At 72.1% G+C, this 25,595-nt stretch carries 20 protein-coding genes and 2 pseudogenes; 8 read left to right on the top strand and 14 right to left on the bottom strand.

The annotated features are described in order from the left end of the window. Positions 1–134 precede the first annotated feature (134 nt). The 3 genes from ACZ4Z5_RS04900 to ACZ4Z5_RS04890 form a co-directional block, all read right to left on the bottom strand. Complete coding sequence (locus ACZ4Z5_RS04900; protein ID WP_468256723.1) at positions 135–281, bottom strand: hypothetical protein; 147 nt, start codon at positions 279–281, stop codon at positions 135–137. Between the two features lie 123 nt (positions 282–404). Next, the gene (locus ACZ4Z5_RS04895) at positions 405–998 is read right to left on the bottom strand and encodes a TetR/AcrR family transcriptional regulator (protein ID WP_468256721.1); all 594 of its coding nucleotides are present in this window, start codon (positions 996–998) and stop codon (positions 405–407) included. Between the two features lie 122 nt (positions 999–1,120). Continuing rightward, a complete protein-coding gene (locus ACZ4Z5_RS04890; RefSeq protein ID WP_468257662.1) occupies positions 1,121–1,891 on the bottom strand; it encodes an SDR family oxidoreductase in 771 nt (256 codons plus the stop codon). A 155-nt stretch (positions 1,892–2,046) separates the two neighbouring features. Between ACZ4Z5_RS04890 and ACZ4Z5_RS04885 the strand changes: the two genes are divergently transcribed. Beyond that, the gene (locus ACZ4Z5_RS04885; protein ID WP_468256719.1) at positions 2,047–3,372 is read left to right on the top strand and encodes an exo-beta-N-acetylmuramidase NamZ family protein; all 1,326 of its coding nucleotides are present in this window, start codon (positions 2,047–2,049) and stop codon (positions 3,370–3,372) included. A 123-nt stretch (positions 3,373–3,495) separates the two neighbouring features. On the opposite strand, the gene ACZ4Z5_RS04880 is transcribed toward ACZ4Z5_RS04885, so the two are convergent. Then, a complete protein-coding gene (locus ACZ4Z5_RS04880) occupies positions 3,496–6,270 on the bottom strand; it encodes a penicillin acylase family protein (protein WP_468256717.1) in 2,775 nt (924 codons plus the stop codon). 338 nt (positions 6,271–6,608) lie between these two features. On the opposite strand from ACZ4Z5_RS04880, the pseudogene ACZ4Z5_RS04875 reads away from it, so the two are divergent. Next, positions 6,609–7,193 (top strand): annotated as a pseudogene (locus ACZ4Z5_RS04875) (hypothetical protein); the annotation flags it as partial. 497 nt (positions 7,194–7,690) lie between these two features. Continuing rightward, a complete protein-coding gene (locus ACZ4Z5_RS04870) occupies positions 7,691–8,758 on the top strand; it encodes an RNA ligase (ATP) (RefSeq protein ID WP_468256715.1) in 1,068 nt (355 codons plus the stop codon). 101 nt (positions 8,759–8,859) lie between these two features. Here ACZ4Z5_RS04870 and soxR read toward each other — a convergent pair whose 3' ends face one another. Further along, entirely contained in the window at positions 8,860–9,324 is a 465-nt protein-coding gene (gene soxR, locus ACZ4Z5_RS04865) for a redox-sensitive transcriptional activator SoxR (RefSeq protein WP_468256712.1), read from the bottom strand. A 106-nt stretch (positions 9,325–9,430) separates the two neighbouring features. On the opposite strand from soxR, the gene ACZ4Z5_RS04860 reads away from it, so the two are divergent. Beyond that, positions 9,431–9,892: a MaoC family dehydratase gene (locus ACZ4Z5_RS04860; RefSeq protein ID WP_468256709.1), complete on the top strand. Its 462-nt coding sequence runs from the start codon at positions 9,431–9,433 to the stop codon at positions 9,890–9,892. Here the strand turns inward: ACZ4Z5_RS04860 and ACZ4Z5_RS04855 are convergent. Next, positions 9,883–10,524, bottom strand: a complete 642-nt coding sequence (locus ACZ4Z5_RS04855; RefSeq protein WP_468256707.1) for a TetR/AcrR family transcriptional regulator — start codon at positions 10,522–10,524, stop codon at positions 9,883–9,885. The two genes, ACZ4Z5_RS04860 and ACZ4Z5_RS04855, sit on opposite strands and share 10 nt — an antisense overlap. A gap of 69 nt (positions 10,525–10,593) precedes the next feature. Then, positions 10,594–10,881, bottom strand: a pseudogene (locus tag ACZ4Z5_RS04850) (YiaA/YiaB family inner membrane protein). A 135-nt stretch (positions 10,882–11,016) separates the two neighbouring features. On the opposite strand from ACZ4Z5_RS04850, the gene ACZ4Z5_RS04845 reads away from it, so the two are divergent. Beyond that, positions 11,017–11,664: a TetR/AcrR family transcriptional regulator gene (locus ACZ4Z5_RS04845; RefSeq protein WP_468256705.1), complete on the top strand. Its 648-nt coding sequence runs from the start codon at positions 11,017–11,019 to the stop codon at positions 11,662–11,664. A 167-nt stretch (positions 11,665–11,831) separates the two neighbouring features. Here the strand turns inward: ACZ4Z5_RS04845 and ACZ4Z5_RS04840 are convergent, their stop codons facing one another. From ACZ4Z5_RS04840 to ACZ4Z5_RS04810, 7 genes are all read right to left on the bottom strand, one after another. Further along, positions 11,832–12,917 (bottom strand): Zn-dependent alcohol dehydrogenase, encoded by a 1,086-nt coding sequence (locus ACZ4Z5_RS04840; protein WP_468256702.1) that lies wholly within the window; start codon positions 12,915–12,917, stop codon positions 11,832–11,834. 18 nt (positions 12,918–12,935) lie between these two features. Further along, complete coding sequence (locus ACZ4Z5_RS04835) at positions 12,936–14,330, bottom strand: aldehyde dehydrogenase family protein (RefSeq protein ID WP_468256699.1); 1,395 nt, start codon at positions 14,328–14,330, stop codon at positions 12,936–12,938. A 769-nt stretch (positions 14,331–15,099) separates the two neighbouring features. Further along, positions 15,100–15,750: a class F sortase gene (locus tag ACZ4Z5_RS04830; RefSeq protein WP_468256696.1), complete on the bottom strand. Its 651-nt coding sequence runs from the start codon at positions 15,748–15,750 to the stop codon at positions 15,100–15,102. A 52-nt stretch (positions 15,751–15,802) separates the two neighbouring features. Next, on the bottom strand, positions 15,803–17,179 hold the full coding sequence (locus ACZ4Z5_RS04825; RefSeq protein ID WP_468256693.1) for a hypothetical protein: 1,377 nt from the start codon (positions 17,177–17,179) through the stop codon (positions 15,803–15,805). 181 nt (positions 17,180–17,360) lie between these two features. Next, entirely contained in the window at positions 17,361–18,908 is a 1,548-nt protein-coding gene (locus ACZ4Z5_RS04820) for a CitMHS family transporter (protein ID WP_468256690.1), read from the bottom strand. A 123-nt stretch (positions 18,909–19,031) separates the two neighbouring features. After that, positions 19,032–21,251 carry a molybdopterin-dependent oxidoreductase gene (locus ACZ4Z5_RS04815; RefSeq protein ID WP_468256687.1) on the bottom strand — a complete coding sequence of 740 codons (2,220 nt, stop codon included), beginning with the start codon at positions 21,249–21,251 and terminating at the stop codon, positions 19,032–19,034. Positions 21,252–21,330: 79 nt separating this feature from the next. Continuing rightward, positions 21,331–21,948: a TetR/AcrR family transcriptional regulator gene (locus ACZ4Z5_RS04810; protein WP_468257659.1), complete on the bottom strand. Its 618-nt coding sequence runs from the start codon at positions 21,946–21,948 to the stop codon at positions 21,331–21,333. A 150-nt stretch (positions 21,949–22,098) separates the two neighbouring features. On the opposite strand from ACZ4Z5_RS04810, the gene hmgA reads away from it, so the two are divergent. From hmgA to ACZ4Z5_RS04795, 3 genes are all read left to right on the top strand, one after another. Then, positions 22,099–23,445 (top strand): homogentisate 1,2-dioxygenase, encoded by a 1,347-nt coding sequence (gene hmgA / locus ACZ4Z5_RS04805; RefSeq protein WP_468256685.1) that lies wholly within the window; start codon positions 22,099–22,101, stop codon positions 23,443–23,445. Positions 23,446–23,468: 23 nt separating this feature from the next. Then, positions 23,469–24,218 (top strand): GntR family transcriptional regulator, encoded by a 750-nt coding sequence (locus ACZ4Z5_RS04800; protein WP_468256682.1) that lies wholly within the window; start codon positions 23,469–23,471, stop codon positions 24,216–24,218. A 62-nt stretch (positions 24,219–24,280) separates the two neighbouring features. After that, on the top strand, positions 24,281–25,504 hold the full coding sequence (locus ACZ4Z5_RS04795; RefSeq protein ID WP_468256679.1) for a type ISP restriction/modification enzyme: 1,224 nt from the start codon (positions 24,281–24,283) through the stop codon (positions 25,502–25,504). Positions 25,505–25,595 lie beyond the last annotated feature (91 nt).

The raw sequence follows: 25,595 nt of genomic DNA, 5'->3' as shown, positions 1-25,595 counted from the left end.
CCGGCCGTCGAGCGCCTGCCGGACCCCGACCCCCCCCCCCCTCCACCCCCCCCCCCCCCCCCCCTCTCCCCCCCCCCCCCCCCCCCACCCCTCCCCCCCCCCCCCCCCCCCCCCCCCTCCCCCCCGGACGCCTCCTAGTAGCCCGCGAAGGGCCGGTGGTCCGCCAGGGCCAGCTCGCGGACGAAGTCGGACAGCCGGACGGCACGGCCGGCCAGGAAGCGGACGAGCCGCGGGCGGTGCGACCCGTACGCGGCGCTCCACAGCGCGGGGACGCGGTCCATGACTCCAGCATGGGCGCGTCCCCCGGCCCGTTCCACCGGGGAGCGGCACGTCCGGCGCACGCGGTCACGCGTCGGCCCGGTCCCGTACGGACGCGGGCCGACCCGACCGCTCGCGAACGGGCGTCAAGGCCTCAGCGCGCGCAGCAGCAGATCGGCGAGGTGGTCGGCGACCTGCTCCGGGGAGAGGGGCCCGTCGGGACGGAACCACGTCGACAGGTGGTGCACCGAGCCGAAGTGGTAGTCCACCACGAGGTCCGCGGGGGTCGCCGAGGAGAACACCCCGCTGCGCTGGCCCTCTTCGATCAGCGCACGGAAGCGTTCGTGGTAGCGCCGGCGCTCGGCGCGCACCTGCTTGTGCTTCTCCGGGCTTAGGTGGTGCATCGAGCGGAAGAAGATGTCGGCGTCGTCGAGGTTCTCGATGGTGGTGACGACGACGTCGGCAGCGGCGTCACGGAGCCGCTGCTCCACGGGCGCGTCGGCGTCGGCGAAGGCGTCCAGGCGCTCCTGCTGAAGCCGGAGCACCCGGGCGTAGACCTCCTGGAGGAGGTCCTCCTTGGAGCCGAAGTAGTGGTAGAGCGCGCCCTTGGTCACGCCTGCCGCCTCGACGATCTCCTGGACCGACGTGCGATCGTACCCCCGCTCGGCGAACAGGCGCGTGGCGACGGCCAGCAGCCGCTGGGGGACGGGTGCGCCGTCTCCGTCCGTCGTCCTGGCCATCGCCACCACCCTCTCGTTCGTACGTCCGTGCCCGGCCGGGGCCGACACCTGTCCGTGCCATCACTTGAATGGGAAACCGCTTCCCTTTCCGAGGATCTTGCCACTCACGGACCCCCGTCCGCTCACGCCCCCGCCCCTTCCCCCTCCCACTTCTGCTGGATGTGGTTCATGCCGGCGAGCCAGCGGTCCGTGTCGGCCGCGCGCGCCGTGTAGTAGCCGGCGACCTCGGGGTGCGGCAGGACCAGGAAGCGGTCCTCCGCGATGGCGGTGAAGAGCGCGTCGGCGACGTCCTCGGGCTCGATCGCGGTCGGGGCCAGCACCAGGTCGCCGGCCGAGCCCGTGGCGCGCAGCATGTCAGTGCGGACGCCCTGCGGGCAGATGGCGTGCACCTTCAGGCCGCGGTGCCGGTAGGTCAGCGCCAGCCATTCGGCGAAGGCGAGCGCGCCGTGCTTGGTGACGCTGTAGGGGGCCGCGCCGATCATGGTGAGCAGGCCGGCGGCGGAGACGGTGGAGACGAACCGGCCGCCACCGCGCTCCAGCCAGCCGGGGAGCAGGTCGCGGGCCGCCCGTACGTGCGCCATGACGTTCACGTCCCAGGCCGCGGACCAGACGTCCTCGTCGCTGAAGGGGTCTCCGCCGGAGCCCAGCCCGGCGTTGGCGCAGTAGACGTCGACCGTGCCGCCGAGTGCTTCGCGGGCGGCGGGGACGATCGTGGAGGCGTCGCCCGGGAGGGCGACGGCACCGATCTCCGCAGCCACCGCCCTGGCCTTCTCCGCGTCCAGGTCGTTGACCACCACGGTGGCGCCCTCCGCCGCGAACCGGCGGGCGAGGGCGGCGCCGATGCCGCCCCCGGCTCCGGTGACCACCACTGTCGCGCCGCGCACCGCATCCATCGGCAACCGCCCTCCCTCGTCGGCCATGACCGCAGACTAACCAGTCGGTATGTACCTGCGGAAGGGCGGGTCCCCTGCGCGCTTCGTTCCCGCCGGGCGCTGTCGGCGCTAGCGTGCGTGGCCATGACATCGACTGCTCTCCCGGAGGTGGCGGAATGACTCTGTCCAGGCGGGGATTGCTCACTGTCACGGGTGCGGGTGCGATGGGCGCCCTCGCCGCGGCACCCGCCGCGGTCGCCGACACCGCCTCCGCACCCTCCTCCGGCCACGCCTCCGGACCGTCCTCCGCCCCCGGATCCGGCGCCTGTTCCGCGGGCCGCACCCCCGGGCGCCGGCTGCGCACGGGCTTCGAGCGACTGTCCGACAGCGGGTACGCATCCCTGGCCGGACAGCGCATCGGCGTGGTCACCAATCCCACCGGCATCACCCGGGACGCCCGGCACATCGTGGACGTCATGCACGCCGACGACCGGGTCGACCTGATCGCGGTCTTCGGCCCCGAGCACGGATTCCGCGGCACCGCCCAGGCGGGCGGCTCCGAGGGCCGCTACGACGACCCGTACACCGGCCTGCCGGTTTACGACACGTACGGCAAGAGCGGACGGGCCCTCGCCGACATCATCACCGCGTCGGGGGTGGACACCGTGGTCTTCGACATCCAGGACGTCGGCGCCCGCTTCTACACCTACATCTGGACCCTCTACGACTGCATGGCCGCGGCAGCCCTCGCCGGACGGCGGCTGGTGGTCCTGGACCGGCCCAACCCGGTCACCGGCCGGACGGCGCTCGGACCGGTCCTGGACAAGGCGTTCGCGACCTTCATCGGGCGCGAGCCGATCGCCCAGGCCCACGGGATGACGGTCGCCGAGCTCGCCCTGCTCTTCGACGGCGAGTTCCTCCGGGACCGCCCGGTGCGGCTGGAGACGGTGAAGATGTCCGGCTGGCAGCGCTCCGACTTCTACGACGCCTCGGGGCTGCCGTGGGTACCGCCCAGCCCGAACATGCCGACCCCCGACAGCGCCCTGGTGTACTCCGGCACCTGCCTCTTCGAGGGCACCAATCTGTCCGAGGGCCGCGGCACCACCCGGCCCTTCGAACTACTCGGCGCGGAGGGCATCGACCGGCGCTGGGCGGAGGCGGCCAATGCCCTCGATCTGCCCGGTGTCGGCTTCCGCGAGGCGTACTTCACACCCCAGTTCTCCAAGTTCCAGGGCAGGACGGTCGGAGGCGTCCAGCTCCATGTGCACGACCGTGCGGCCTTCGACCCGGTGCGGACCGGGATCGGGTTGCTGGCGACCGCCCGCCGCAGCTGGAGCGGATTCGCGTGGCGCCCCGACAACTGGATCGACAAGCTCACGGGGTCCGCCCTCGTCCGCACGATGATCGACGCCGGGGCCGGCCATGACGAGGTCGTCGCGGCCTGGCAGGAAGCACTCGCGACGTTCCGGACCCTGCGGCACCGGTACCTCCTCTACCGCTGACGGGGAGGCGGCCGACTGGACGACTGGACGGCGTCTGCAAGCGCTTTCCCGCCATGGCGACGCCGGCGCCGCCCGGCTGCCGGACCGGGCCCGGGACGTCCTCGCGGGCCGGCGGCACATCGTTCAGCGGTGCGACGGGAACTCGACCACCTGCTGGTATGTCGGCCGGTTCTGCCAGTGGACCATCGGATGCGTGATACCGCCGAGCGCGCGGTGGGAGATCGCGTCGGCGCACCACTGGTCGCCCGCAGCACACGTCCCGTCCCCCGGATACACCTGGGCGGCAGTCCTGGAGGCAGCCTGTTCCAGGGTGGCGAGCAGGGCGCCGCGGCACCGGGACAGGTCGCCCGCCCCGCAGTAGGTCCGGGCGAGACGGCCCCGGACGGGCTTCCCCAGGACCTGGCGGAGGTCCTTGTCGACGTAGCTCCACCAGCCGTACTGGAAGGCGGAGCCGGCATGGGAGCCGGTGGGCCCGTGCCCGGCCGACGGGGATTCGTCGACGGTGAGGTTGGCCGTGAGCGACGTGTAGAGGTCGTCGCCGAGACCGGGCCGGAACACGGCGTCGACGAGCAGCGGCCACCAGGCGTCCATGATCCGCACGGCGTCCGGATGGGTGTACGCCCGGGACCCCTGCCGGGTCTCCTGGCGCCGCGCACCGGCCGTCAGCCAGCTCTCCAGTTGCCCGACCGCGGTGCCGAGCCGGGGGTCGGTGACGGGTGAGGAGCGTATGACGGCGAGCAGTTCGGGCAGCACGTCCTCGCCCCGCAGATCGGTGACCGCGGCCTCGGCCATGGCACGGGTGAGTGAGGCGCGGGTGACGCCGCCGTCCGCGACGAGCTTCGCGACGCGATCGTCGAGGAGGTCGCCGCGGTGGACGGACCCGTTGCCGAAACCGGCCGCCGAGTACTCCAGGGCCTGCCTGTTGTTCCAGGAGACGTAGTAGTCCTGGCCGGTGGACCGCGGGTGCTCGACGAACGGGGTGTAGGCGGATTCGTTGTGGACGGGGTCGAAGTCCCGCCATTCGTAGGCGGGTTCGGCGGCCACCGGGAGCGAGGGGTCGACACCGGGAGCGCGCACCGGGTTCATGCCGCTGTTGTAGTAGGCGGCGGTGCGCGAATCGGCGTAGAACCAGTTGAAGGCGTAGTCGATGTGGTGGGCGGCCTGCTGGAAGCTCGCGGCGTCCGTCACGAACGACGGGTCGTTGAGCATCTGGAAGCCGACGATCGACCCTGCTTCGTGACGGTAGGTGGAGCGCAGCGACGTGTAGGCGACGGGTTTCCCGGCGACCGTCGCCCGGTGGGTGACGATGCCGTACGCAGTGCGCCAGACCTGCATCCGGTACGACCCGGCGGGGGTGGGGTCGGCGACGGTGGGCTTCCAGGCGTTCCTGCGCTCCAGCTTCTCCATCGGGGTGCACACACCGCGGTGGAGGTAGTGGGTGGCGGACCGGTCGGGGGTTCCGCCGGCGGGATCGCAGAGGGCGACCGCGTAGGTGTCGGTGATGTCCTGGCCGGCGGAGGTGGCGCTCCAGGCGTAGTCCTGGCCGCGGCCGAGCTGGACGTACATGCCGACGCCCGCGAAGGAGGCGCCGCGCGCGCTGATGCCCGGGCCCTGGATCTCCTGGAGCATCAGCAACTGGGGGGCGAAGTAGCCGGTCTGGGGGCCGAAGACGGCGACGGGGTGGCCGCTCGCCGTGTGCGCTCCGGAGACGAGGAGCGCGTTGGACATGCCGGGCCGGCGGGTCGCCGGGTCCGGCACCTTCAGCTGCCGGGACCGTGCGGTGGCCGCGGAGCCGGTGCGGTCGTGCACGAGCTGCTCCGGGACCACGGAGCCCGGGTCGGGCAGGGCGGTGCCGCGGGCGTTCTCCGGCCTGCCCGCGTAGGGGAACCGGGTGCCGTCGTGGACGGTGAGCACGGACTCGGGATCGTTGCGCTGACGGAAGGACTCCCAGACCTCGGTGCCTTCCGCGACCCCGTACTTCTGCTGCGCGGCGAGCAGCGAGAGTGCGGCGGTGACCTCGCCCCCGCCGCCGTTGCCGAACAGTCCGCCGACGACGGAGGCGAGCGCGATCAGGTCGGTCAGCTTGAAGGGCTGGATCTCCCCGACGTTCGTGATGGAGTCGATGTGGCCGGTCAGGACGTACTCGCCGGGGAAGTAGCGGCCGTTCTTGGACGCTTCGCGGTAGGCGTTGATGCCGTCGGTGTAGGCCTGCGCGTCGGCCATGGCCTGCCTGCCGCGTTCGCCCTCGGTGGCCAGGATCCGGTCGATCTGGGCCTGGAGGTCGGCCTCGGTGTAGGGGGCCTGGGGCCAGAACTGCTGCTCCAGGCCCTGGTTGGCGAGGACGCCGCCGGCGAAGGGGGTCAGGTCGCCCCGGCCCACGTGCCGGAAAAGATCCATGACCCAGAGCCGGTCCTGGGCGGCGGCGTACCCGGCGCCGAACTCGGTTCCGTAGCGCGTGGTGCCCTGGATGTGGGGGGCACCGGTCTTCTTGTCACGGGTGATGGTGACGTCGGAGCGCGGCCGGCTGACGGACTCGACCTGGTCCTGGGGGACACCGAAGGAGGCGGTGTTGAAGAAGTCGGTGAGCTTGGCGTCGGTGAGGGTCGACTGTCCGGCGACGAGGGCGTCGTAGCGGGCGAGTTGGTCCCCGCTGTGGGCGGGCCGGGTGCCGAAGACGCGATGGGCGAGGATCGCGGCGAGCGTGGCGTTGCCATTGTTGCCGGGCGGCAGGATGTCGAGGCAGAGGCCCTGGCAGTGGTCGGTGACGGCCGTCGGGGCGGCGGGCGCACTCGCCGTGGCCGCGGGAAGCGGTGCCGCCGCTAGGACGGCGGCGAGCCCGAGGACCGCGGTGACGGTCACGGCTCTGAGCTGTGCGATACGTCCGGTTCGTCGTCGCATGCATGCTCCAGGGGGATGCGGGTGCGGCGGAGGTTAATGGCGGTGGGGGCAATCGTTAAGATGAGCGGCCGTCACTTTTCCGCATGTCCGCGAAGGGTCGGCAACCCTTCACACCGGGCCCGCATCACAGAATCGTTCGGGCCGGTACGCGACCGGGCCGTGGGAGAACCCTCTCCCGGGCACCTTCCGGAGACCCGCCGCCGACGGCTGCTCCGGCGACGCAAGCCGCAAGAATCCGGCCGTGTTGGCACTCCCCTGATTTTCGATGGAGCCGATCGGGGAACCCGTACGTCCATTCCACGACACCGAAGCACATCAGCGACGGAGGTGGCGAAGAGATGGCCGGATTCCGGAGTCTCGCGAGACAGGTGCGCGATCCGCGGAACGACCTCGCCCTGCGGAGGTACTCACTGCGCAAGTGCCTGGAGCGGTTCGCTCCTTACGGGCACCGGGCGACCTGGGACCATCTGTGCACCAGGCACAGGTTCGGTCCCGAGGACCGGGCCCCCGATCCGGCGCGGCTGGCGGCCGCGCTCGACGAGCTGGAGGCGGCACGCGCCGTATGGCTCGCCCATGAAACGGAGTTCGCCGAACGCCGACGACGCGAGAAGCACGCGGGGCTGCGCCGCCCCGGTTCGTTCGACGACTGGCACCGGCGCGCCCGGGGCGGCTTCGGAGTCGCCTGGTGCGACGATCCGGCGGTCCACCCCGAGGCGCCGCTGGACGACGTGCTGCGCCGGCTGATCTCGGCGCTCCGGGCCTCCCCCGGCGACGCCTGCCCGGTGTGCGGAACCCACCGGCTGGTCTGGAAGCAGGGCCTGGCCCACGAGCCGTGGAGCGGCCCGGTCTGCACGGGCTGCGGAGTCCTGGTGCCGCGGCCCGTCCTCACGACCGACGCCCTGTCACGGGCCGCTGCGGCACGGCACCCGCTCGCCACGGTGGCGGGGGGGGGGGGGGGGGGGGGTGTGCTACCGCCCCCCCCCCCTCCGCCCAACCCTACCCCCCCTGAACAAAAACCCCCACCCCTTCGCGACCCCCACCCCCCCCCCCCCCCCCCCCCCCCCCCCCCCCCCCCCCCCCCCCCCCGCTCCCCCCCCCCCCCCCCCCCCCCCCCCCCCCCCCCCCCCCCCCCGCCGTCGGACCGCTCCGGCATCCCGGGGAACACGCAGCCCCTTGTGAATGCGCCCCGGGCCCGCCCGTTTCACGGCCGCCGAAGTGCGCCCGGCGACGCGGCCTTGCCGCGAGTCCGCCCGCCGCGGGGCGTGTCCGGTGGAAGGCCGGCGGCAGCGGACGGTCTCGGCCCTGTCCGGCGACGACGGCGAACCGGCAGACCGTAGCAGAGGGTTATTCACTGGCCCTCCCATTTTGCGCTCCGGACAGTGGAAGTGACGATCTGCCGGTTACGGGGAGGAGCCCTGACATGTCGACGCTGCGGGTCACCGCCGAAGTGGTGACCATCCATGAGCATCCCAACGCCGATGCCCTCGAACTGGCCCAGGTGGGGCTGTACCGCGCCGTCGTGGCGAAGGGTGCCTACCGCACCGGCGACGTGGCCGTCTACATCCCCGAGCAATCCGTGCTCCCGGCCGGGCTGATCGAGGAGCTGGGGCTCACCGGCCGGCTGGCCGGGAGCAACGCCGACCGGGTGAAGGCGGTACGGCTGCGCGGCGAGCTGTCGCAGGGCATCGTGTGCCGGCCGCGGGCGCTGGCCGATGTCGACCTGGCCGGGGCGGCCGCGGAGGGAACCGACTTCGCGGACGTCCTCGGCATCACCAAATGGGCCCCGCCGATACCGCCCACGATGAGCGGCGACGTCGAGCGGGCGCCGGACCTGCTGCCCTGGGTCGACATCGAGAACATCCAGCGCTATCCGGACATCTTCCAGCCGGGGGAACCCGTGGTGCTCACCGAGAAGGTGCACGGGACGGCCTGCCTGGTCACCTATGACGCGCGGGAGGGCCGGGTCCAGGTGTCGTCGAAGGGGTTCGGCGCCAAGGGCCTGGCGCTGACCGAGGACCCGCGGAACCTGTACTGGCGCGCCGTGCACGGGCACGGTGTCCCGCAGGCCGCGGCGCGCATCGCCGAGAAGCTGGGCGCGAGCCGTGTCGGCATCTTCGGCGAGGTGTTCGGCGCGGGCGTCCAGGACCTGCCCTACGGCGCGAACGCCCGGAGCGAGGAGCTGGGTTACGCGGTCTTCGACGTGTCCGCCGACATCGACGGACGGGTCCGCTGGCTGGACGCGGCCGAGCTGCTGGACGGTGAGCTGCCGCTGGTTCCGAGGCTGTACGAGGGCCCGTACGACATCGAGCGGGTACTGGGGCTGGCGACGGGTCGGGAGACCGTCTCGGGACGGGAACTGCACCTGAGGGAGGGCGTGGTGATCCGCCCGGTCACCGAGCGGTACAGCCCTGTGGTGGGCGGCCGCGCGATCGCCAAGGCGGTGAGCCCCGCGTATCTGACCCGTAAGGGCGGCACCGAGTTCGAGTAGGGGCGACAGGCGCGAAGCAGCCGCACCGCCTCCCGTAGGGCTCGGGAGGCGGGGCGCCGGTATCAGGCCGTACGGCGCTGTTGTCGGGTCGTGCGGCGCTGTCAGGTCGTGCGGCGCTCGGGGAGCAGTCGGGAGCCGCTCATGCGGTCGCCGAAGACGTCGTCGGGGTTGGAGAGCACGCAGTTCTCCAGCGACAGGCAGCCGCAGCCGATGCAGTCGGTGAGGTGGTCGCGCAGACGGGCGAGCTGGTCGATGCGCTCGTCGAGTTCGGTGCGCCAGGTCTCGGAGAGACGGGCCCAGTCCTCCCGGGTGGGCGTGCGCTCCTCGGGGAGCTCCGCGAGCGCGTTGCGGATGGTGGCCAGCGGGATTCCGACGCGCTGCGCGGCACGGACGAAGGCGACCCGGCGCAGCGTGTCGCGGGTGTAGCGGCGCTGGTTGCCAGCCGTCCGGCGGCTGCTGATCAGCCCCTTGGCCTCGTAGAAGTGCAGCGCGGACACGGCGGCGCCGCTGCGCACCGACAGCTGGCCGACGGTGAGTTCGTGGACTTTCTCCGGAATGTGGGGCATCCCGGCAACCCTACTGGGCCGTGGTCCGACCGTTGACAGGAAGGACCACCGTCAGCATGCTAAGCAAGCGCTTATACACGTGCAGCGAGAGGCAGGGACCAGGGACATGGCAGAGCCGAGGATCTTCACGTCCGCCGAGGAACTGCGGGCCGGTGCGGGCGAGCAGCTGGGGTACAGCGACTGGCTGGAGATCGACCAGAAGCGGATCGACACGTTCGCCGATGCCACGGGCGACCACCAGTGGATCCATGTGGATCCGGAGCGCGCCGCCTCGGGACCGTTCGGCAGGACCATCGCACACGGCTATCTGACGCTGTCCCTGCTGCCGGCCCTGGTGCCGCAGATCATGCGGGTCGAGGGCATGAGGATGGGGCTCAACTACGGGACGAACAAGGTGCGTTTCCCCGCGCCGGTGCCGGTGGGCTCACGGGTACGGGCCACCGCCGTCCTGAAGGAGGTCGAGGAGGCGGGCGGCGGCGTACAGGTGACCGCCCTCGTCTCGGTCGAGCGCGAGGGCGGCGACAAGCCGGTGTGCGTCGCGGAGTCCGTGTCCCGCTACTACTTCTGAGCCGCCCCGACCATGCGCAGGACGAGGTCGGCGTAGAGATCGCCGACCTCCCCGGGCGTCCTGCGGCCGCCGACGTCGAACCAGCGGGCCACGTCGATGCACAGGGAGAGCACCGCAAGGGTGGTGCCGGGCACGTCGGGGACGTCGAACTCCCCTGCCGCCACCCCGTCGTTGATGATGCGGCGCACCGCCGCGTCGCTCTCCCGGCGCAGCTCCACGATCTCGGCGTAGTGCTCCGGGCCGAGCGCGTCGAGTTCGTACTGCACGACCTTGGCGGTGTTGCGCCGGCCGGCGTGCCAGCGGACGAAGGTGCGGACGGCGTCGGCCAGCCGCTCGGCGGCCGTGCCCTCGCCGTCGGCGGCGGTGCGGAGGATCGCCAGCGCCTTGTCGTGACCCACCCTGCTGATGCGGTGGAGGAGCTCTTCCTTCGTCTTGAAGTGGATGTAGAGCGCCGCGGGACTCATCCCCGCCCGGCCCGCGATGTCACGGGTCGTGGTGGCGTGGTAACCGCGTTCCGCGAAGGCCTCGACGGCGGCGACGAGCAGCCGCCGGGCCGCCTCGGGGGTGACCTCCACCCACGCCGGGTCCTCGGCGTTCTCCTCGGTGCGGTCCGCTTCCTCCGCGGTGCTCATGGTCCCTCGCCCCTTCCGTCCGCCAGGACGAACACCATACCGCGAAGGTGAGCAAGCGCTTAGCGCTTGTCACAGCTTCTGGAACGGGTCGTGCTCGGCAAGGAGCCTCTCCAGCCGCGCCTGGTCGACGCGGCTCACGATCTGCCCTGCCTCCTGCTTGTCCCTGACCACCTTGGACAGGGTGAACGCCGAGGTCGTCAGATAGAGGACCGCGATACCGAGGAAGGCGCGGACTCACACGTCCGCGTCGAGGTTCAGGATACCGACGGCGGTGGCCCCCAGGGCCACCGCGAAGGAGGCGACGGCCTGCCCGTAGTAGGCCGCGGTGTTCTGCTGCTTGACCGGTGTGTCACTCATACGGCCAGCTTCCCGACCTGCGACCGGACGCACATCCGTACGGATACTCAGTCGGCTGCTCAGAGGCGGGTCATGGTGAACGAAGCACTCGATTAGCACTGCTAGTTTATTGGTGGCGGCCCTACTATGTGCGCCATGGCCCGACCGCGCAAGCCCCTGCTGAGCCGAGACCGCATCGTCGAAGCGGCGAGCGCCCTGGTGGACGCCGAGGGCCTGGAGGCCGTCTCCACACGGCGTCTGGCCGCGGAACTCGGCGTGAGCGGCCCGTCCCTCTACAACCACTTCCGCACCAAGGACGAGATCCTGGAGGCGGTCGCCGACGCGGTCTCGGCCCAGGTCGACCTGTCGATGTTCGACGACGACCGGGAATGGCGGACCGCCCTGCACGACTGGGCCGTCTCCTACCGGGCCGCCCTCGCCGCCCACCCCAACATCGTCCCGGTCCTCGCCCGCGGCCCGGGCCGCCGCCCGGCCGGACTCAGGGTCGCCGACGCCGCCTTCGGCGCGATGGTCCGCGCGGGCTGGCCGCCCGCCCAGGCCACCCACATCGGCGCCCTGGTGCGCTACTTCGTCATGGGCTCGGCCCTGAGCTCCTTCGCCCGTGGCTTCGTCGACGACGAGGCGGCGTACGACCCGTCGGACTACCCGCACCTGGGGCAGGCCCATCTGCTGGCCGAGCGTCAGCAGAAGGTGGACCAGGGCGCCTTCGAAACCGGCCTCCGGGCCCTGATCGAAGGCCTGTCGGCGCAGTTCCAGGAGCTCGGCCGGCCGGCGGAGGGGTGATCCGGCCGGCGTGTTCCACGTCGCCGAAGAGCCTGACGGAGCCGTGCGGCACCCCGGCCGATCCGTCGCGGCCCGGGCACCCGTTCAGGTCCGGACGGGACGAGGGGGCGTCCGGGGGATCAGGGTCGGACGCCCCCTGGGCCTGGGCTGGAACCAACACCGTCCAGTCAGGGCTGGAACACCACCAGCGACCGGCCGCCCCGTCCCGCGAGCATGTTGTCGAACGCCCCGGGGATGCCCTCCAGCCCGATGCGCTCCGACACGAGGGCGCCGAGGTCGAGGCGGCCCGCCCTGATGTGCTCTGCGAGCACGGGCAGGTCCTTCGCCGGGTCGCAGTTCCCGTACACGCAGCCGGACAGCGTGCGGCCGAAGTGGAAGATCTCCAGGGCCGAGAACGAGACCCGCTCCTCCTTGCCGCCGATGCCGACGACAGTCGTACGGCCGCCGCGCCGAGTGGAGTCCCAAGCCGTGCGGATGGTCACGGCCCGGCCGACGCATTCGACGGCGGCGTCGGCGCCATGACCACCGGTCAGTCCGCGGATCTCCTTGGCCGTGGTGTCGGACGCGACGAGGAAGTCCGTGGCGCCGGCGCGGCGCGCGAGTTCCTCCTTCCCCGGGGAGACGTCGACGGCGATGATCCGGGACGCCCCGGCGATCCGTGCCGCCTGGAGGACCGCGAGCCCCACCCCGCCGACTCCGAACACGGCCACCGACTCTCCGGGCCGTACCTGTGCGGAGTGGTGGACGGCCCCGTAGCCGGTGAGCACGGCGCAGCCGAGCAGCGCGGCATCGGCGAGCGGCACACCGGCGGGCAGCGGCAGGACGCAGTTCTCCGGGACGACGGTCTCCTCGGCGAACGCGGCGACGCTCAGGCCGGGGTAGAGCTCCGCGCCCGCGGCGCTCCGGGCGTACGGCTGCACCGCGCCGGCCATCGCGTTCGCGCAGAGCCACACCTCCCCGAGCGAGCAGTGGTGACACCTGCCGCAGGACGGCGCCCAGTTGAGGACCACCTCGTCACCGGGGGCGACCGCGGTCACCCCTTCGCCGACGGATACGACCGTGCCGGCGCCCTCGTGGCCGAGCACGGCGGGCACCGGCTGGCGCAAGGTGCCGTTGGAGAGGGACAGGTCGGAGTGGCAGACCCCGGCTGCGGCGAGCCGGACCCGCACCCTGCCGGGTCCGGGCTCGGGGAGGTCGATCTCGCCGATCTCCAGTGCGGAGTCGACGGCGGGCAGGACGGCTGCGCGGACCACTTCTCGTGTGCTCCCGGTTCAGAACTGGAGGGACTTGGTCTGGAGGTACTCGGTCAGACCGTGCGGGCCGAGCTCGCGTCCCACACCGGACTGCTTGTGCCCGCCGAACGGCGCGAGCGGATTGAACCGGCCGCCGTTGATGTCGACCTGGCCGGTCCGCAGACGGCGGGCGAACGCCACCGCCGTGTCCTCGTCGGCCGCCCAGACGGCTCCGCCGAGACCGTATACCGTGCCATTGGCGATGCGTACGGCGTCCTCCTCGTCCTCGTACGCGAGGACCGAGAGCACCGGGCCGAAGATCTCCTCCTGTGCGATCGTCATCTCGGGCGTCACGTCGGCGAAGACGGTCGGGCGGACGAAGTAGCCCTTGTCGAGCGGAGCCTCCGGGCCGCCGGCGACGATGCGGGCGCCCTCCTCGACGCCGCGCTGGATGTAGCCGCGCACTCGGGCCTGCTGCTGGGCGTTGACGACGGGGCCGAGCTGCTCGCCCGGCACGTACTTCGCCACGGCCTCCGCGGCGAGCGCCACCGCCTCGTCGTACTGGTCGCGGTGGACCAGCAGGCGGGTCTGGGCGTTGCAGCTCTGACCGGTGTTGGACATCACGTTGGCGACGTTCGTGGTCACCGCCTTGGCCAGGTCGGCGCCGGGCAGCACGACGTTCGCGGACTTGCCGCCGAGTTCCAGGGCCACACGCTTCACGGCGGATCCGGCCGTGGCTCCGATCTGCTTGCCGACGGTGGTGGAGCCGGTGAAGGACACCAGGTCGACGTCCTCGTGCGCGGCCAGAGCCTGTCCGGCGACCGGACCGAGGCCGGTCACGAGGTTGAACACCCCGGCGGGCACGCCCGCGTCGTGGACGGCCTCCGCGAACAGCTGGGCGGTGAGCGGGGTGTCCTCGGCGGGCTTGAGGACGACCGTGCAGCCGGCGGCGAGCGCGGGGGCGACCTTGGCGACGATCTGGTGCAGCGGATAGTTCCAGGGCGTGATCGCACCGACGACGCCGACCGGCTCGAGCAGCACGCGGGAGTTCCCGATCCGCTCCTCGAAGGAGGCGGAGGCGGCGAGCTCCGCGTAGGAGCCGGCGACCGCGAGGGGCAGACCGACGTGTACCCGCTGGGCGAACGCCGGCAGCGCGCCGAGCTCCGCGGTGACCGTCTCGGCGATCTCGTCCTTGCGTGCCGCGAGTGCGTCGCGCAGCGCGGCGATCAGGGCGGCGCGTTCGGAGGGCGGGGTGGCGGCCCAGGCCGGCAAGGCCTCGCGGGCGGCTCGCACGGCGGCGTCGACGTCCTCGGCCGACCCTGCCGGTACGTGGCCGATGACCTCCTCGTCGACCGGGTTCACCACGGCGATCGTGTCCCTGCCCAGGGCGGCCCGCCATTCGCCGCCGATGTACATCCCGTCGTGGGCCTTCATCGCATTTCCTCCCCGCGCATGGGCGTCGACCGGCCTTCGCGGCCGCACACCAAACTAGCGCTGATAGTTTTTCGGCGCCAGAGCCGTCCTGGTCCGTGGCTCCGCCGTCCGACGTCCTGAGGCAGTCTCCCCCGAGGGCGCGCCCTCGGAGGTCAGCGGAGCCTGCGACCCGGCGAAACGGCGTGAAACAGCCGCTTGCCGGGGACGGATGCCCTCACTGGGAGGAGGTCGACTTTGGGGCGTGTCCGGCCGGGTGTCGGACGGGGGGATCCTCGTGCCTGCGGAACGGGGCGTCGGGCGTCGGAGCCCCTGGCCGGCGTACCGCCCGAACTCGGTTCGTCGGGGTTCTCGTGCCGACGGGGCGGCGGGGCCGTAGGGGCTCAGCAGCCGCAGGAAGAAGCAGGTCGCCTGGCCTCCGGCGGCCGCGGAGCGAAGACGAACGTCCGGCCTCGGCGATGGCAACGCGGAGGGGTTCAACGCTCGGACCGACAGCCGCAGCGCCGGCGCCCGGGAGTCGACAGGCCGACCTCGGACAACCGGGGCACGGCCGTCGGGACGGAGACGAAGGCCCGGCACCAGGCAACGGAGGGCACCGGCACGCGATCCGCCGGCTGGGCGAGCCGGCGCCGTCATGGCAAATGGGCGCGGGCCCGTGACCGGACCGGTGACCGTTGCCGAACGACGCGACGAATACGGGCCGGGCCGGCCCCGCCCGGCGGGAGCCGACGGTCAGGTCCGCGACGAGGGGCCGGCCGTGTGCCCCGGGCCGCTACGTCGTCGCCGCCGCACCCCGCCGGGCGGCCGGCGTCTTGAGCTCGGCGAGGTGGGCGAAGACGACCACGTTCGAGGCGTAGCCGCCGGCGTTCCGGTGGAACTCGCCGCCACATGTCAGCAGACGGAGCTCCGGGCGGTTCGCCTCGCCGTAGACCTCGGCGTCGGGGAACTTCGCCTTGTCGTAGGTGCGCACCACGTCGACCGTGTACACGGCCGTCCGGCCGTCGGCCCGCACGACGTTGACGAGATTGCCCTGACGGAGGTCCTCCAGTTCGTAGAAGGCGGCCGGTCCGGTCCGGGTGTCGCGGTGGGCGGCAGCCACCGCGGTTCCCTTCTCACCGGGTGCGGGACCGTCCTTGTACCAGCCCACCAGCCGCGGGTTGTCGACCGGCGGGGTCTCCAGTCGTCCCTGCGGGTCACGGCCGAGTGCGACGGCCGGCACCCGGAGGCCGATTGCCGGGATGTCGATCAGGGTGGCGCGGTCGGGCGCGAGCGCCGCGGCCGACGGTGTCGAGCCCTTCCCGGACACCGCCGGCGCGGACGACGGGGGCCGCGCGGCCGGAGGTCCGGCCGCGCTCGCCCTGTCCGTCGGTGGGGCGTCGTGCTGCGCCCACCACACACCGGCGGACACCAGGGACAGGACCACGCTCACCGTTCTGCCGAGCCGGTATGCGCGGGACCCGCGCGTGTACCAGGGTCTACGCACCATCGGTGCGTCGACGGGTGCGCCGGATCACGACGACTCCGGCCGCGCCGGCCACACCTGCCGCGAGCGCGAACGCGGCCGCCGTCCGGGCGGACTCGTCGCCGGTGTCGGCGGTGCCGCCGCCACCCGCGTCCACCGCACCCTTCAGACCGTCGTCGCCCTTGTGTCCGCCGCTGTCGCCGCCGTGCTCCTTCCCGCCGTGTTCGCCACTGTCGTGCTCCGAGCCCTTCCGCCCGCTGTCGCGCTCGTCGTCGAACCCTTCGTCGCCGTGGCGATCGCCACCGCGGTCGCCACGGAATTCCTCGCCGCGCGACCCGTTGCCTCCGCGCCCGAAGTCGTCCCGTTCGCCCCGGTCACGGCGGCCGTCTCCACCGAACCCGCCACGACCGTCGCCACCGAACCCGCGACCGTCACCGCCGAACCCGCCACGACCGTCGCCACCGAACCCGCGACCGTCACCGCCGAACCCGCGACCGTCACCGCCGAAACCACCGCGGCCGTCGCCACCGAACCCGTTGCAGCCCCGGCCGTCTCCGCCGAACCCGCCACGACCGTCACCGCCGAACCCGCGACCGTCGCCACCGAAGCCACGACCGTCACCGCCGAAGCCACCACGGCCGTTGCCACCGAACCCGTTGCAGCCCCGGCCGTCGCCACCGAACCCGCCACGACCGTCGCCACCGAACCCGCCACGACCGTTGCCGCCGAATCCTCGGCCGTCACCGCCGAAGCCGTTGCCGCCGAACCCGAAGTAGTACGGGTCGCGGTAGAAGCCATCACCGCCGAGGACCGCGCCGCCACCGAGGACCGCGCCGCCACCGAAGGCGTTGGGATCGAAGCCGTCGGCCGGACGGGAGCCCGGGGCCGCACGGTTGGTCCCGTTGTTGGGGCTGCCGGCACTGCCGGCGGCCTTGCTGTCGACCGAGGCGGACGCCCCGCTCCCCGGCCGACAGTCGACCGTGAACCTCTTCTGGCCGGAGGCGCGATCGCTGCCGGCGGCCTTCCAGGTGAGCTTGTACTGCCCGTCCACGAGGGACTGCGGAGCCGTGTGACCGATGCCCGCCGCGAGCGCGAGGCTTCCGGACAGATCCGGCACGGCGGGCCCTCTCGGTTCCGGGGCGATCGTCCAGTTGACCTCCTGGGCGGTGCCGAAATCGAAAGCGGCCAGGTAGAAGGTGCAGACCTTGGTCTCGTTGCTCTGATCACCGAAGGGCGTGCCGACCTTGTGGATCTTCACGTCGCCCTGGTCACCGGATGCGGCGAACGCCGCCGGGGCACCCGCCAGCGCGACGCCGCCCAGCGCCAGCACCGCGGCGGCAGTCGTGCCCGTGAGCGTGCTCACGGAGCAGGGGAAAGGGGTGACGGCCATATGAGGCTCCTCCAAGCCGTGACGATTGTCGTATAAATCAGGTGATACTCATGAATGTCCGTCACATCACTGTGGAGGAAGCGTCGCGCCACGCCGCAGGGTCCCCGGAATCGCCCGAACGGAGCAGTCGGGACCGGACCCGCGACGAAAGGACGCGGGTCCGGTCCCTGAGGGTCCGGCGTCAGATGATGCCGATGAGGATTCCCGCGGCCAGCACCACGAGGGAGGTCAGAGCCGCCCATACGACGGTGAACCGGGTGTGGTCGCCGAACTCGACCTTCGCCATACCCACGAGGACGTACACGGCGGGGACGAGCGGGCTCGACATGTGCAGTGCCTGGCCGACGAGGGAGGCCCGGGCAATCTCCAGCGAGGACACGCCGTGGGCTGCGCCCGCTTCGGCGAGGACCGGCAGGATGCCGAAGTAGAAGCCGTCGTTGGACATGAAGTACGTGAGCGGAAGGCTCAGCACGCCCGTCACGAGCGCCATGTGCGGTCCCATGGCGTCGGGAATCGCACCGACGAGCCAGTCGGCCATGTGCTCGACCATGCCGGTGCCCGTGAGCACACCGGTGAAGACGGCTGCGGCGAAGACCATGCCGGCGACGTTCAGGACGTTGTCGGCGTGGGCGGCGAGCCGGGCCTTCTGGTCGTTCATACGCGGGAAGTTGACGGTGAGGGCGAGAGCGGCACCCAGCAGGAACAGCACCGGGATCGGCAGCCACTCCATGATCATGGCAGTGAGCAGGGTGACGGTGAGGCCGGCGTTGAACCAGTAGAGCTTGGGGCGCAGTGTCGGACGCCGGGGGTCGAGGCCCTGGAAACCGCCCTCCTCACCGGATCCCGTTCCCTCGGATCCCGTCTCCCCGGACGGCGCACCTCCGGAGGGCGCACTGCTGGACGCCTCACCGCTGGGCGACACGTCCTCGGACGGCACACCGCCGGACGCCGTACCACCGGAGCCGGAACCGGAACCCGCGCCGGAGCCCGCGCCGGAGCCGGACTTGGACGCGCCGCGGACGACGCCGCCCGAACCGTCACCCACACCCACACCCACACCCACACCGACGAGTACCGTCCCGGCCCCGGTCGCCGGCTCCTCGTCGAGCGCGAGGCTGCCCAGACGCTTCCGCTCCCGCAGGCCCAGCATGTAGGAGAGGGCGAAGACGAAGATCAGTCCGGCGGCCAGTGCGGGAATCATCGGGACGAAGATGTCGGCGGCGTCGAGCTTGAGCGCGGTGGCCGCGCGAGCGGTGGGCCCACCCCAGGGCAGTGTGTTCATCACACCGTTGGCGGTGGCCGCGACGGCGGTCATCACGACGAGGCTCATCTTCAGCCGCTTGTAGAGCGGGTACATCGCCGAGACAGTGATCATGAAGGTGGTGGAGCCGTCACCGTCGAGGGAGACGATCGCGGCGAGCAGGGCCGTTCCGACGACGATACGCATCGGGTCGGCCTTGCAGAACCTCAGAATGCCCTTGACGATCGGGTCGAAGAGACCGACATCGATCATCACACCGAAGTAGACGATCGCGAACATGAGCATCGCGGCGGTGGGGGCGAGCTTGCCGACACCTTCGACGACATAGTCGCCGAGCTGTGCGCCCTGCCCGACGGCGGCGCAGAAGACTGCGGGAATGAGTACGAGCGCCGCGATGGGCGACAGCTTCTTCGTCATGATCAGGACCAGGAAGGTCGCGATCATGCCGAAGCCGAGGATGGTCAGCATGGAGGACACCTAACGTTCACCCTTGAACTCCCACCGGGGACGGCGGAGTGCGGATGACGTTAAGTGCCGCCGACGAGCGTCAACAAGACGTCAGCATGCGAGCAATACGAGCAAAACCCCAGGTCAGTGCAGGGGTGTCAGCTGGACGGGGAAGCCGTTGAGCACGGCGTTGCCGGAGAGCGGGTCCAGCCGGGAGCCGTCGAGGAGCTGGTTGACGTTGACTCCGGGCGCCTCGGCCGCGACCCGCAGCCGGGTTCCGGGACGACTGTGGCCCCAGCCGTGCGGCAGGCTCACCACACCGGTCCGCACCGTGTCCGTCACCTCGGCGGGAGCGTCCACCTCTCCCCCGTCCGCCTTGATGCGGACCAGGGATCCGTCGGCGATGCCGAGCCGGCCGGCGTCGTCCGGGTGGATCTGGAGGGTGCAGCGGTTGCTGCCGCCGGTGAGGGCGGGGATGTTGTGCAGCCAGCTGTTGTTGGAGCGCAGATGGCGGCGGCCGACGAGGACGAGTTCGCCGGGCCGCCTGCCGAGCGCGGCGCGCAGCCTGGGCAGGTCCGCGGCGATGGGGCCGGGGAGGAGTTCGATGCGGCCGCTCGGGGTGCGGAGGAGTTGCGGGAGGCGCGGCTGGAGCGGGCCGAGGTCGATTCCGTGGAGATGTGCGAGCAGATCGTCCAGGGTCAGGCCGTAGGGGCCGAGGCGCAGCATCAGGTCGAGCCGCCGCTCCGGGCCGGTGCGTCCGGTCAGCTCCGCGGCGACCGCACGGGGATCACGTCCGTGCAGGGGCGAGTGGGGGTCGGCGACGGCCTTGGCCAGGGTCCGGTCGACGGCCATGGCGTCGACGGCCGCGGGGTCGGCGCCGTGCATGCCCGAGACGGCGAGGATCAGCCGTGCGTGGATCTCGCACTCGTCCATGCGGCCGGCGGCGAGGGGGACGGCGGGACGGTTGTAGCGCACCTGGTTGCGCACGGCGAACATGTTGAACGCGAAGTCGAAATGGGCGCTCTGCGAAGGTGGCGGCGGGGGCAGCACTACATCGGCGTGGCGTGAGGTCTCGTTGAGGTACGGGTCGACGGCGACCATGAAGTCGAGGCCGGCGAGTGCCCGGTCGAGGCGGTCGCCGTCGGGGGCGGACAGCACGGGGTTGGCGGCGATGGCCAGGACGGCCCGGATGCGGCCCTCGCCTGGGGTGTCGATCTCCTCGGCAAGCACGGCGAGCGGCAGTTCGGACTTGGCCTCGGGGTGGCCGCCGACCCTGCTCCTCCAGCGGCCGAGTGCGAAGCCCTTGCCGGGGGCGGCGGGGCGGGGCGCGGGGCTGGTGGCGGCTAGCGGGAAGAGGGCGCCGCCGGGACGGTCGAGGTTTCCGGTGAGGACGTTGAGGACGTCGACGAGCCAGTTGGCGACGGTGCCGTGCTCGACGGTGCTGCTGCCGATCCGTCCGTACACAGCCGCGGTGCGCGCGGCGGCCAGTTCGCGGGCGAGGGTGCGGATCTCGTCTGCGGGCACGTCGCACGCGGGGGCGACGGCTTCGGGGGTGAAGTCGCGGACCGCCTCGCGGACCTCGTCCACTCCTTCGACGTGCGGGGCGAGCCCGCCGAGAGTGGTGAGCCCTTCCGTGAAGAGGACGTGGACGAGGGCGGCGAGCAGCAGGGCGTCGGCGCCCGGGCGGATGGCGATGTGGCGGTCGGCCATCCGGGCGGTACGGGTGCGGCGCGGGTCGACGACGACGAGGGTGCCGCCGCGCCGGCGCAGTGCCTTGAGCCGGCCCGGGAAGTCGGGAGCGGTGCACAGGCTGCCGTTGGATTCCAGCGGGTTGGCCCCGAGGAGCAGGAGGTGGTCGGTGCGGTCCAGATCGGGGACGGGGATGGCGTGCGGGTCGCCGAACATGAGTCCGCAGGACACGTGCTTGGGCATCTGGTCGACGGTGCTCGCGGTGAACAGACTGCGGGTGCGCAGGGTCGCGAGCAGCAGTGGCGGGTAGAGGGCGCCCGCCATGGTGTGGACGTTGGGGTTGCCGAGGACGACACCGATGCTGTTCGGGCCGTGCTCCCGGACGATTCCGGGGATGCGCTCGGCGATCAGGGCGAACGCCTCGTCCCAGGTCGCCTCGGCAAGGGCGCCGTTCCTCCGGACGAGGGGTCCGGTCAGCCGGTCGGGGTCGCCGTCGACCTCCCCGAAGGAGGCGCCCTTGGGGCAGAGGAATCCCTTGCTGAAGACGTCGTCGCGGTCTCCGCGGGCCCCGGTGACCTGGGTGCCCTCGATGGTGAGGGTCAGGCCGCAGGTCGCTTCGCACAGCGGGCAGACGCGCAGGGCGGTACGGGCGGCATCACGTGCGGACGAAGACATGACGGGCCCTCCCGGGGCGTCGGCAGCGGCGGCGCAGGCGCAGTCGAGCATACCGACCGGTAGGCACGTAGGGGAGGGTTCAGTCCAGGACCCGCGCCAGATAGGCGTGCAGCAGGGTCCTGGTCTCGGCTATCAGCTCGGGATCACCGGCCGGATCGTCGCGGAACGCGAGCCCCAGCAGGGCGTCCGCGGCTTCCACCGAGACCAGGACGGCCCGGCGCCGCGAGGGTCCGGACAGCCGGCCGAGGTGACCGGAGAGCAGCCCGGCGAGCCGGTCCGCGACACGGTGGTTGGTGTCGGCCGCCGGGTCGCCGACGTGCACGGGGACGCCGAAGTCGACGAGGGCGAAGCCGGCCACGGTGCGCTTCATGGCGAGGTACTCGTCGAGGACGGCGTCGACGGCTGCGGGCCAGTCGGCCGCGGGGACCCCGGCGAGGCGGGCCGCGACCCTCTCGGCGTAGCGGTCCAGGTTGCGGTGCGCGAGCGCGTCCGCCATGGCTCGCTTGTTCCCGAAGAAGCGGTAGACGGAGCCGATGGGGACTCCGGCCCGGTCGGCGACATCACGGGTGGACAGCCGTTCGTAGCCGGTCTCGTCGAGGCATTCGGCGCAGGCATCGAGGATCCGGGTCAGCCTCTCGGCGCTGCGGCGTTGGACGGGGGCACGACGAAGGGAGTTCGCGAGGGGCACGGGGTCCATCATGCCCGCCACCCCGGCGCACGACCGGGCCGGGGCGCCGGCACGCACGGCCGGCGCCGCGGCGCACCGCACGGCACCGTTGACGCGACGCCTCCGGGAATCCTACTGTCAGGCATAGGATTCCTTCACGGCACCGGAGCGGAGCGGACGATGAGCGGCATCGATGGCAGCGCAGGCATCGAACAGGCGAGGAAGACGGCGGCTGGGCTGACGGACGCGTCGTACCTGCCGGGCTTCGGGAACGAGCACAGCTCGGAGGCGGTACCGGGCGCCCTGCCGATCGCCCGCAACTCGCCGCAGCGCGCCCCGCTCGGCCTCTACGCCGAGCAGCTCAGCGGGTCGGCGTTCACCGAGCCCCGCAGCCACAACCGGCGCTCATGGCTCTACCGGATCCGGCCGTCCGCCGCGCACCCGCCGTTCGTCCGTATCGACAACGGCGCCCTGCGCAGCGCCCCGTTCACCGAGACGGTGCCCGACCCGAACCGGCTGCGCTGGAACCCCCTGCCCGATCCGGCACCCGGCACCGACTGGCTGGCAGGCCTGTGGACGATCGGCGGGAACGGCGACGTCACCCAGCGCTCCGGCATCGCGATCCACCTCTACCACGCCAACGCCTCCATGACGGACCGGGTGTTCAGCGACGCGGACGGCGAGCTGCTGATCGTTCCCGAGCGGGGCGGCCTGCTGTTGCGCACCGAGATGGGCCTCCTGGCCGCCCGTCCCGGCGAGATCGCGCTCATCCCGCGCGGCGTGCGCTTCCGTGTGGAACTGCTGGACCCCACCGCCCGCGGCTATGTGTGCGAGAACTACGGGCAGCCGTTCCAGCTGCCCGACCTGGGGCCGATCGGTGCCAACGGCCTCGCGGCCGCCCGCGACTTCCTGGCCCCCGTCGCCGCGTATGAGGACGTCGAGGGCCCCGTGCAGGTGGTCAACAAGTTCTGCGGGAACCTGTGGGCGGCCGACTACGGCCAGTCGCCGCTGGACGTGGTGGCTTGGCACGGCAACCACACCCCGTACGTCTACGACCTGCGACGCTTCAACGTCATCGGCACGATCAGCTACGACCACCCGGACCCATCGATCTTCACCGTGCTGACCTCGCCGTCGGACACCCCGGGGCTCGCGGGTGTCGACTTCGTCGTGTTCGCCCCGCGCTGGCTGGTCGGCGAGGACACGTTCCGGCCGCCGTACTTCCACCGCAACGTGATGAGCGAGTACATGGGCCTGATCGAGGGCGCCTACGACGCGAAGGCGGAGGGCTTCGTCCCCGGTGGCGGCTCGCTGCACAACATGATGTCCGCACACGGTCCGGACCGGGAGACCTTCGACAAGGCGAGCGCCGCCGAGCTGCAGCCGCAGAAGATCGACGACGGTCTGGCCTTCATGTTCGAGACCCGCTGGCCGGTCACCGCGACCGGGCAGGCGGTCACCGCCGACCACCTGCAGCGGGGTTACGACGACGTATGGCAGGGTCTTGAGCGCCACTTCCGGCCGTAGGACGCCGTAGTACGGAGTTGCCCGTGACCGCCTTCGCCCCCGACTCACTGGTCCTGAACCGCAAGCTTCCGCTGTGGTACCAGGTCTCCCAGTCCCTGCGCGCCTCGATACTGGGCCGCCGCCCGGACGACCCGTTGCGGCTGCCCACCGAGGAGCAGCTCGCCGCACACTACGGCGTGAGCGTGCTCACCATGCGGCAGGCGCTGAAGGAACTGGAGCAGGAGGGCCTGATCAGCCGGCACCGGCGGCGCGGCACCTTCATCGAACCGGGCGCCCGGCGTGGCGCCCCCCGCCGGCTGCTGGGCTCGATCGACGCGATCGTCGCCCAGCAGTCGGGCGAGCGCACCACCCTCCTCGACCACGGCCCGCGGCCGGTGCCCGGTGAACTCGCCGAGCACTTCCCGGGACTGGACGAGATCGTGGTGTACCGGCGGCTGCGCTGCGACGGCGACAGCGGTGAACCGACCAACTGGGCCGAGAACGCGGTCCGTCCCGACATCGCCGACGCCGTCGCCGTCGCCGAACTCGAGCGCTGGCCCATGACCAAGGTGCTGCGCGACTCCGTCGGCGTCCGGATCAGCCGGATCACGGACACCGTGGAGGCCCGGCTGGCCGACCCCGAGACCGCCGAACTGCTGCGCGTCCCGCTGCTCAGCCCGATCCTCCACTACACCGGCGTCACCTACGACGAGGACGGCCACGTCGTCGACGTCGCCCGTATCCGGTACCGCGGCGACCGCTTCTCCTTCTCCGTCACCATCGACGCCCACTGACCCGTTCCCCACCGCGTCGCTACGATGCCGCGGAACGGACAGCCCGGAGAGGAGGGTGCCGCATGGCGGCGACACGGTCCGCGGCACCGGCCGCCGGTGCTGCCGACGGGCCCGGCGACGACGGCGACCGGGGCGGCGGTCCCGCACTTCTCGACGACCTGATGCCCTGGTCGGCGGCTCCCCTGCGTCCCGGCCGCACCTGGGTCATGGCCCCGGACGCCCGGACCCTGCACAATCGTTGGGACGCCCTGGTACGTGCCGAGGGAGCCGAACGCGAGCGCCTGTTCCGCCCCAGCCGGTCCCGTGGTCTGAGCAGCTCCGTGGCCGCACTGCCCGGTCAGCCGACGAGCACCCTGCGACTGGCCCGCGAATCCGGGCCCTGCCCGCCGCCCGTACGGGTCCTGCGCGACGCGTTCGACGAGCAGTGGCTGATCCCCGACCACCGGCTGCTGGACGCCGCGCGACCCGAACTGTGGCGGGTCGCCGACGAGCATCAGCTCTTCGTCACCGAACACCCCTCCATGGCGCCGGTCGTCTCCACGGCACTGCCCGCCCGCCCGGGCGTGGTGCGCCCCCTCCACCGCCGCCCCGGCGGCCTCGAACCGAACATCGCGCCCGGTCTCCTCGCCCTCCTCTCGGACCACTACGGCCGACCCGTCACCGCCGGGACGTTCCTGGCCTGGACGGTCGCCGCGGCCCTCCCCTCCCCCGCGGGCTGCGCGGTGCCCCTCACGTCCGACACCGCCCGCTGGGAGGAGGGCGTCGCCCTGGGGCAGCGGATCATCGACCTCCATCTGCGCGGTGCCCGCGGCGGCGAGCGGCCCCGGCTCCCGGGCGGACGCCGCCCCTACGTGCGCGCGGCGCTCCCGGCCCGCCCCGGCGAGCTGCGCTACGACCCCGACGACGAGGTGCTGCACATCGGTGACGAGGGGCGTGTCTCCCCCGTTCCCGCCGGGGCCTGGGACTTCCACGACGGTGGTGTGCGGGTGCTGGAGCGCTGGTTCTCCGATCGCACGGCCACTGCGGAAAGCGGCACGCTGGAAGCACTGGGGCCGGCCGCGTGGCCGCAGGAATGGACCTCGGAACTGCTGGAACTGATCACCGTTCTCTCGCTGCTGGGCGAACTCCGGCCACATCAGGAGGCGTTGCACCGCTCCGGTCCATTCCTCGGGAGGAACGAGCTGGAACGGGCCGGGATGCTCCCCGTCCCGCCGGCCGCCCGGCGTCCGGCCTCCGTGCTGGGTCTGCCCGAGGAGGGCCCCGAAGGCCAGTTCACCCTCCTCTAGAAGACTGATGAAGATCTCGGGTTCCGGCCCCGGCGCGTGAGCGGTGGGGCCAGACTCGTGTCGTGGTGATGGGGGAATGGGTCGGGGAACC

It is taken from the genome of Streptomyces sp. NPDC030222 (genome assembly GCF_055573115.1).
This window is presented reverse-complemented; position numbering and strand designations above follow the sequence as displayed.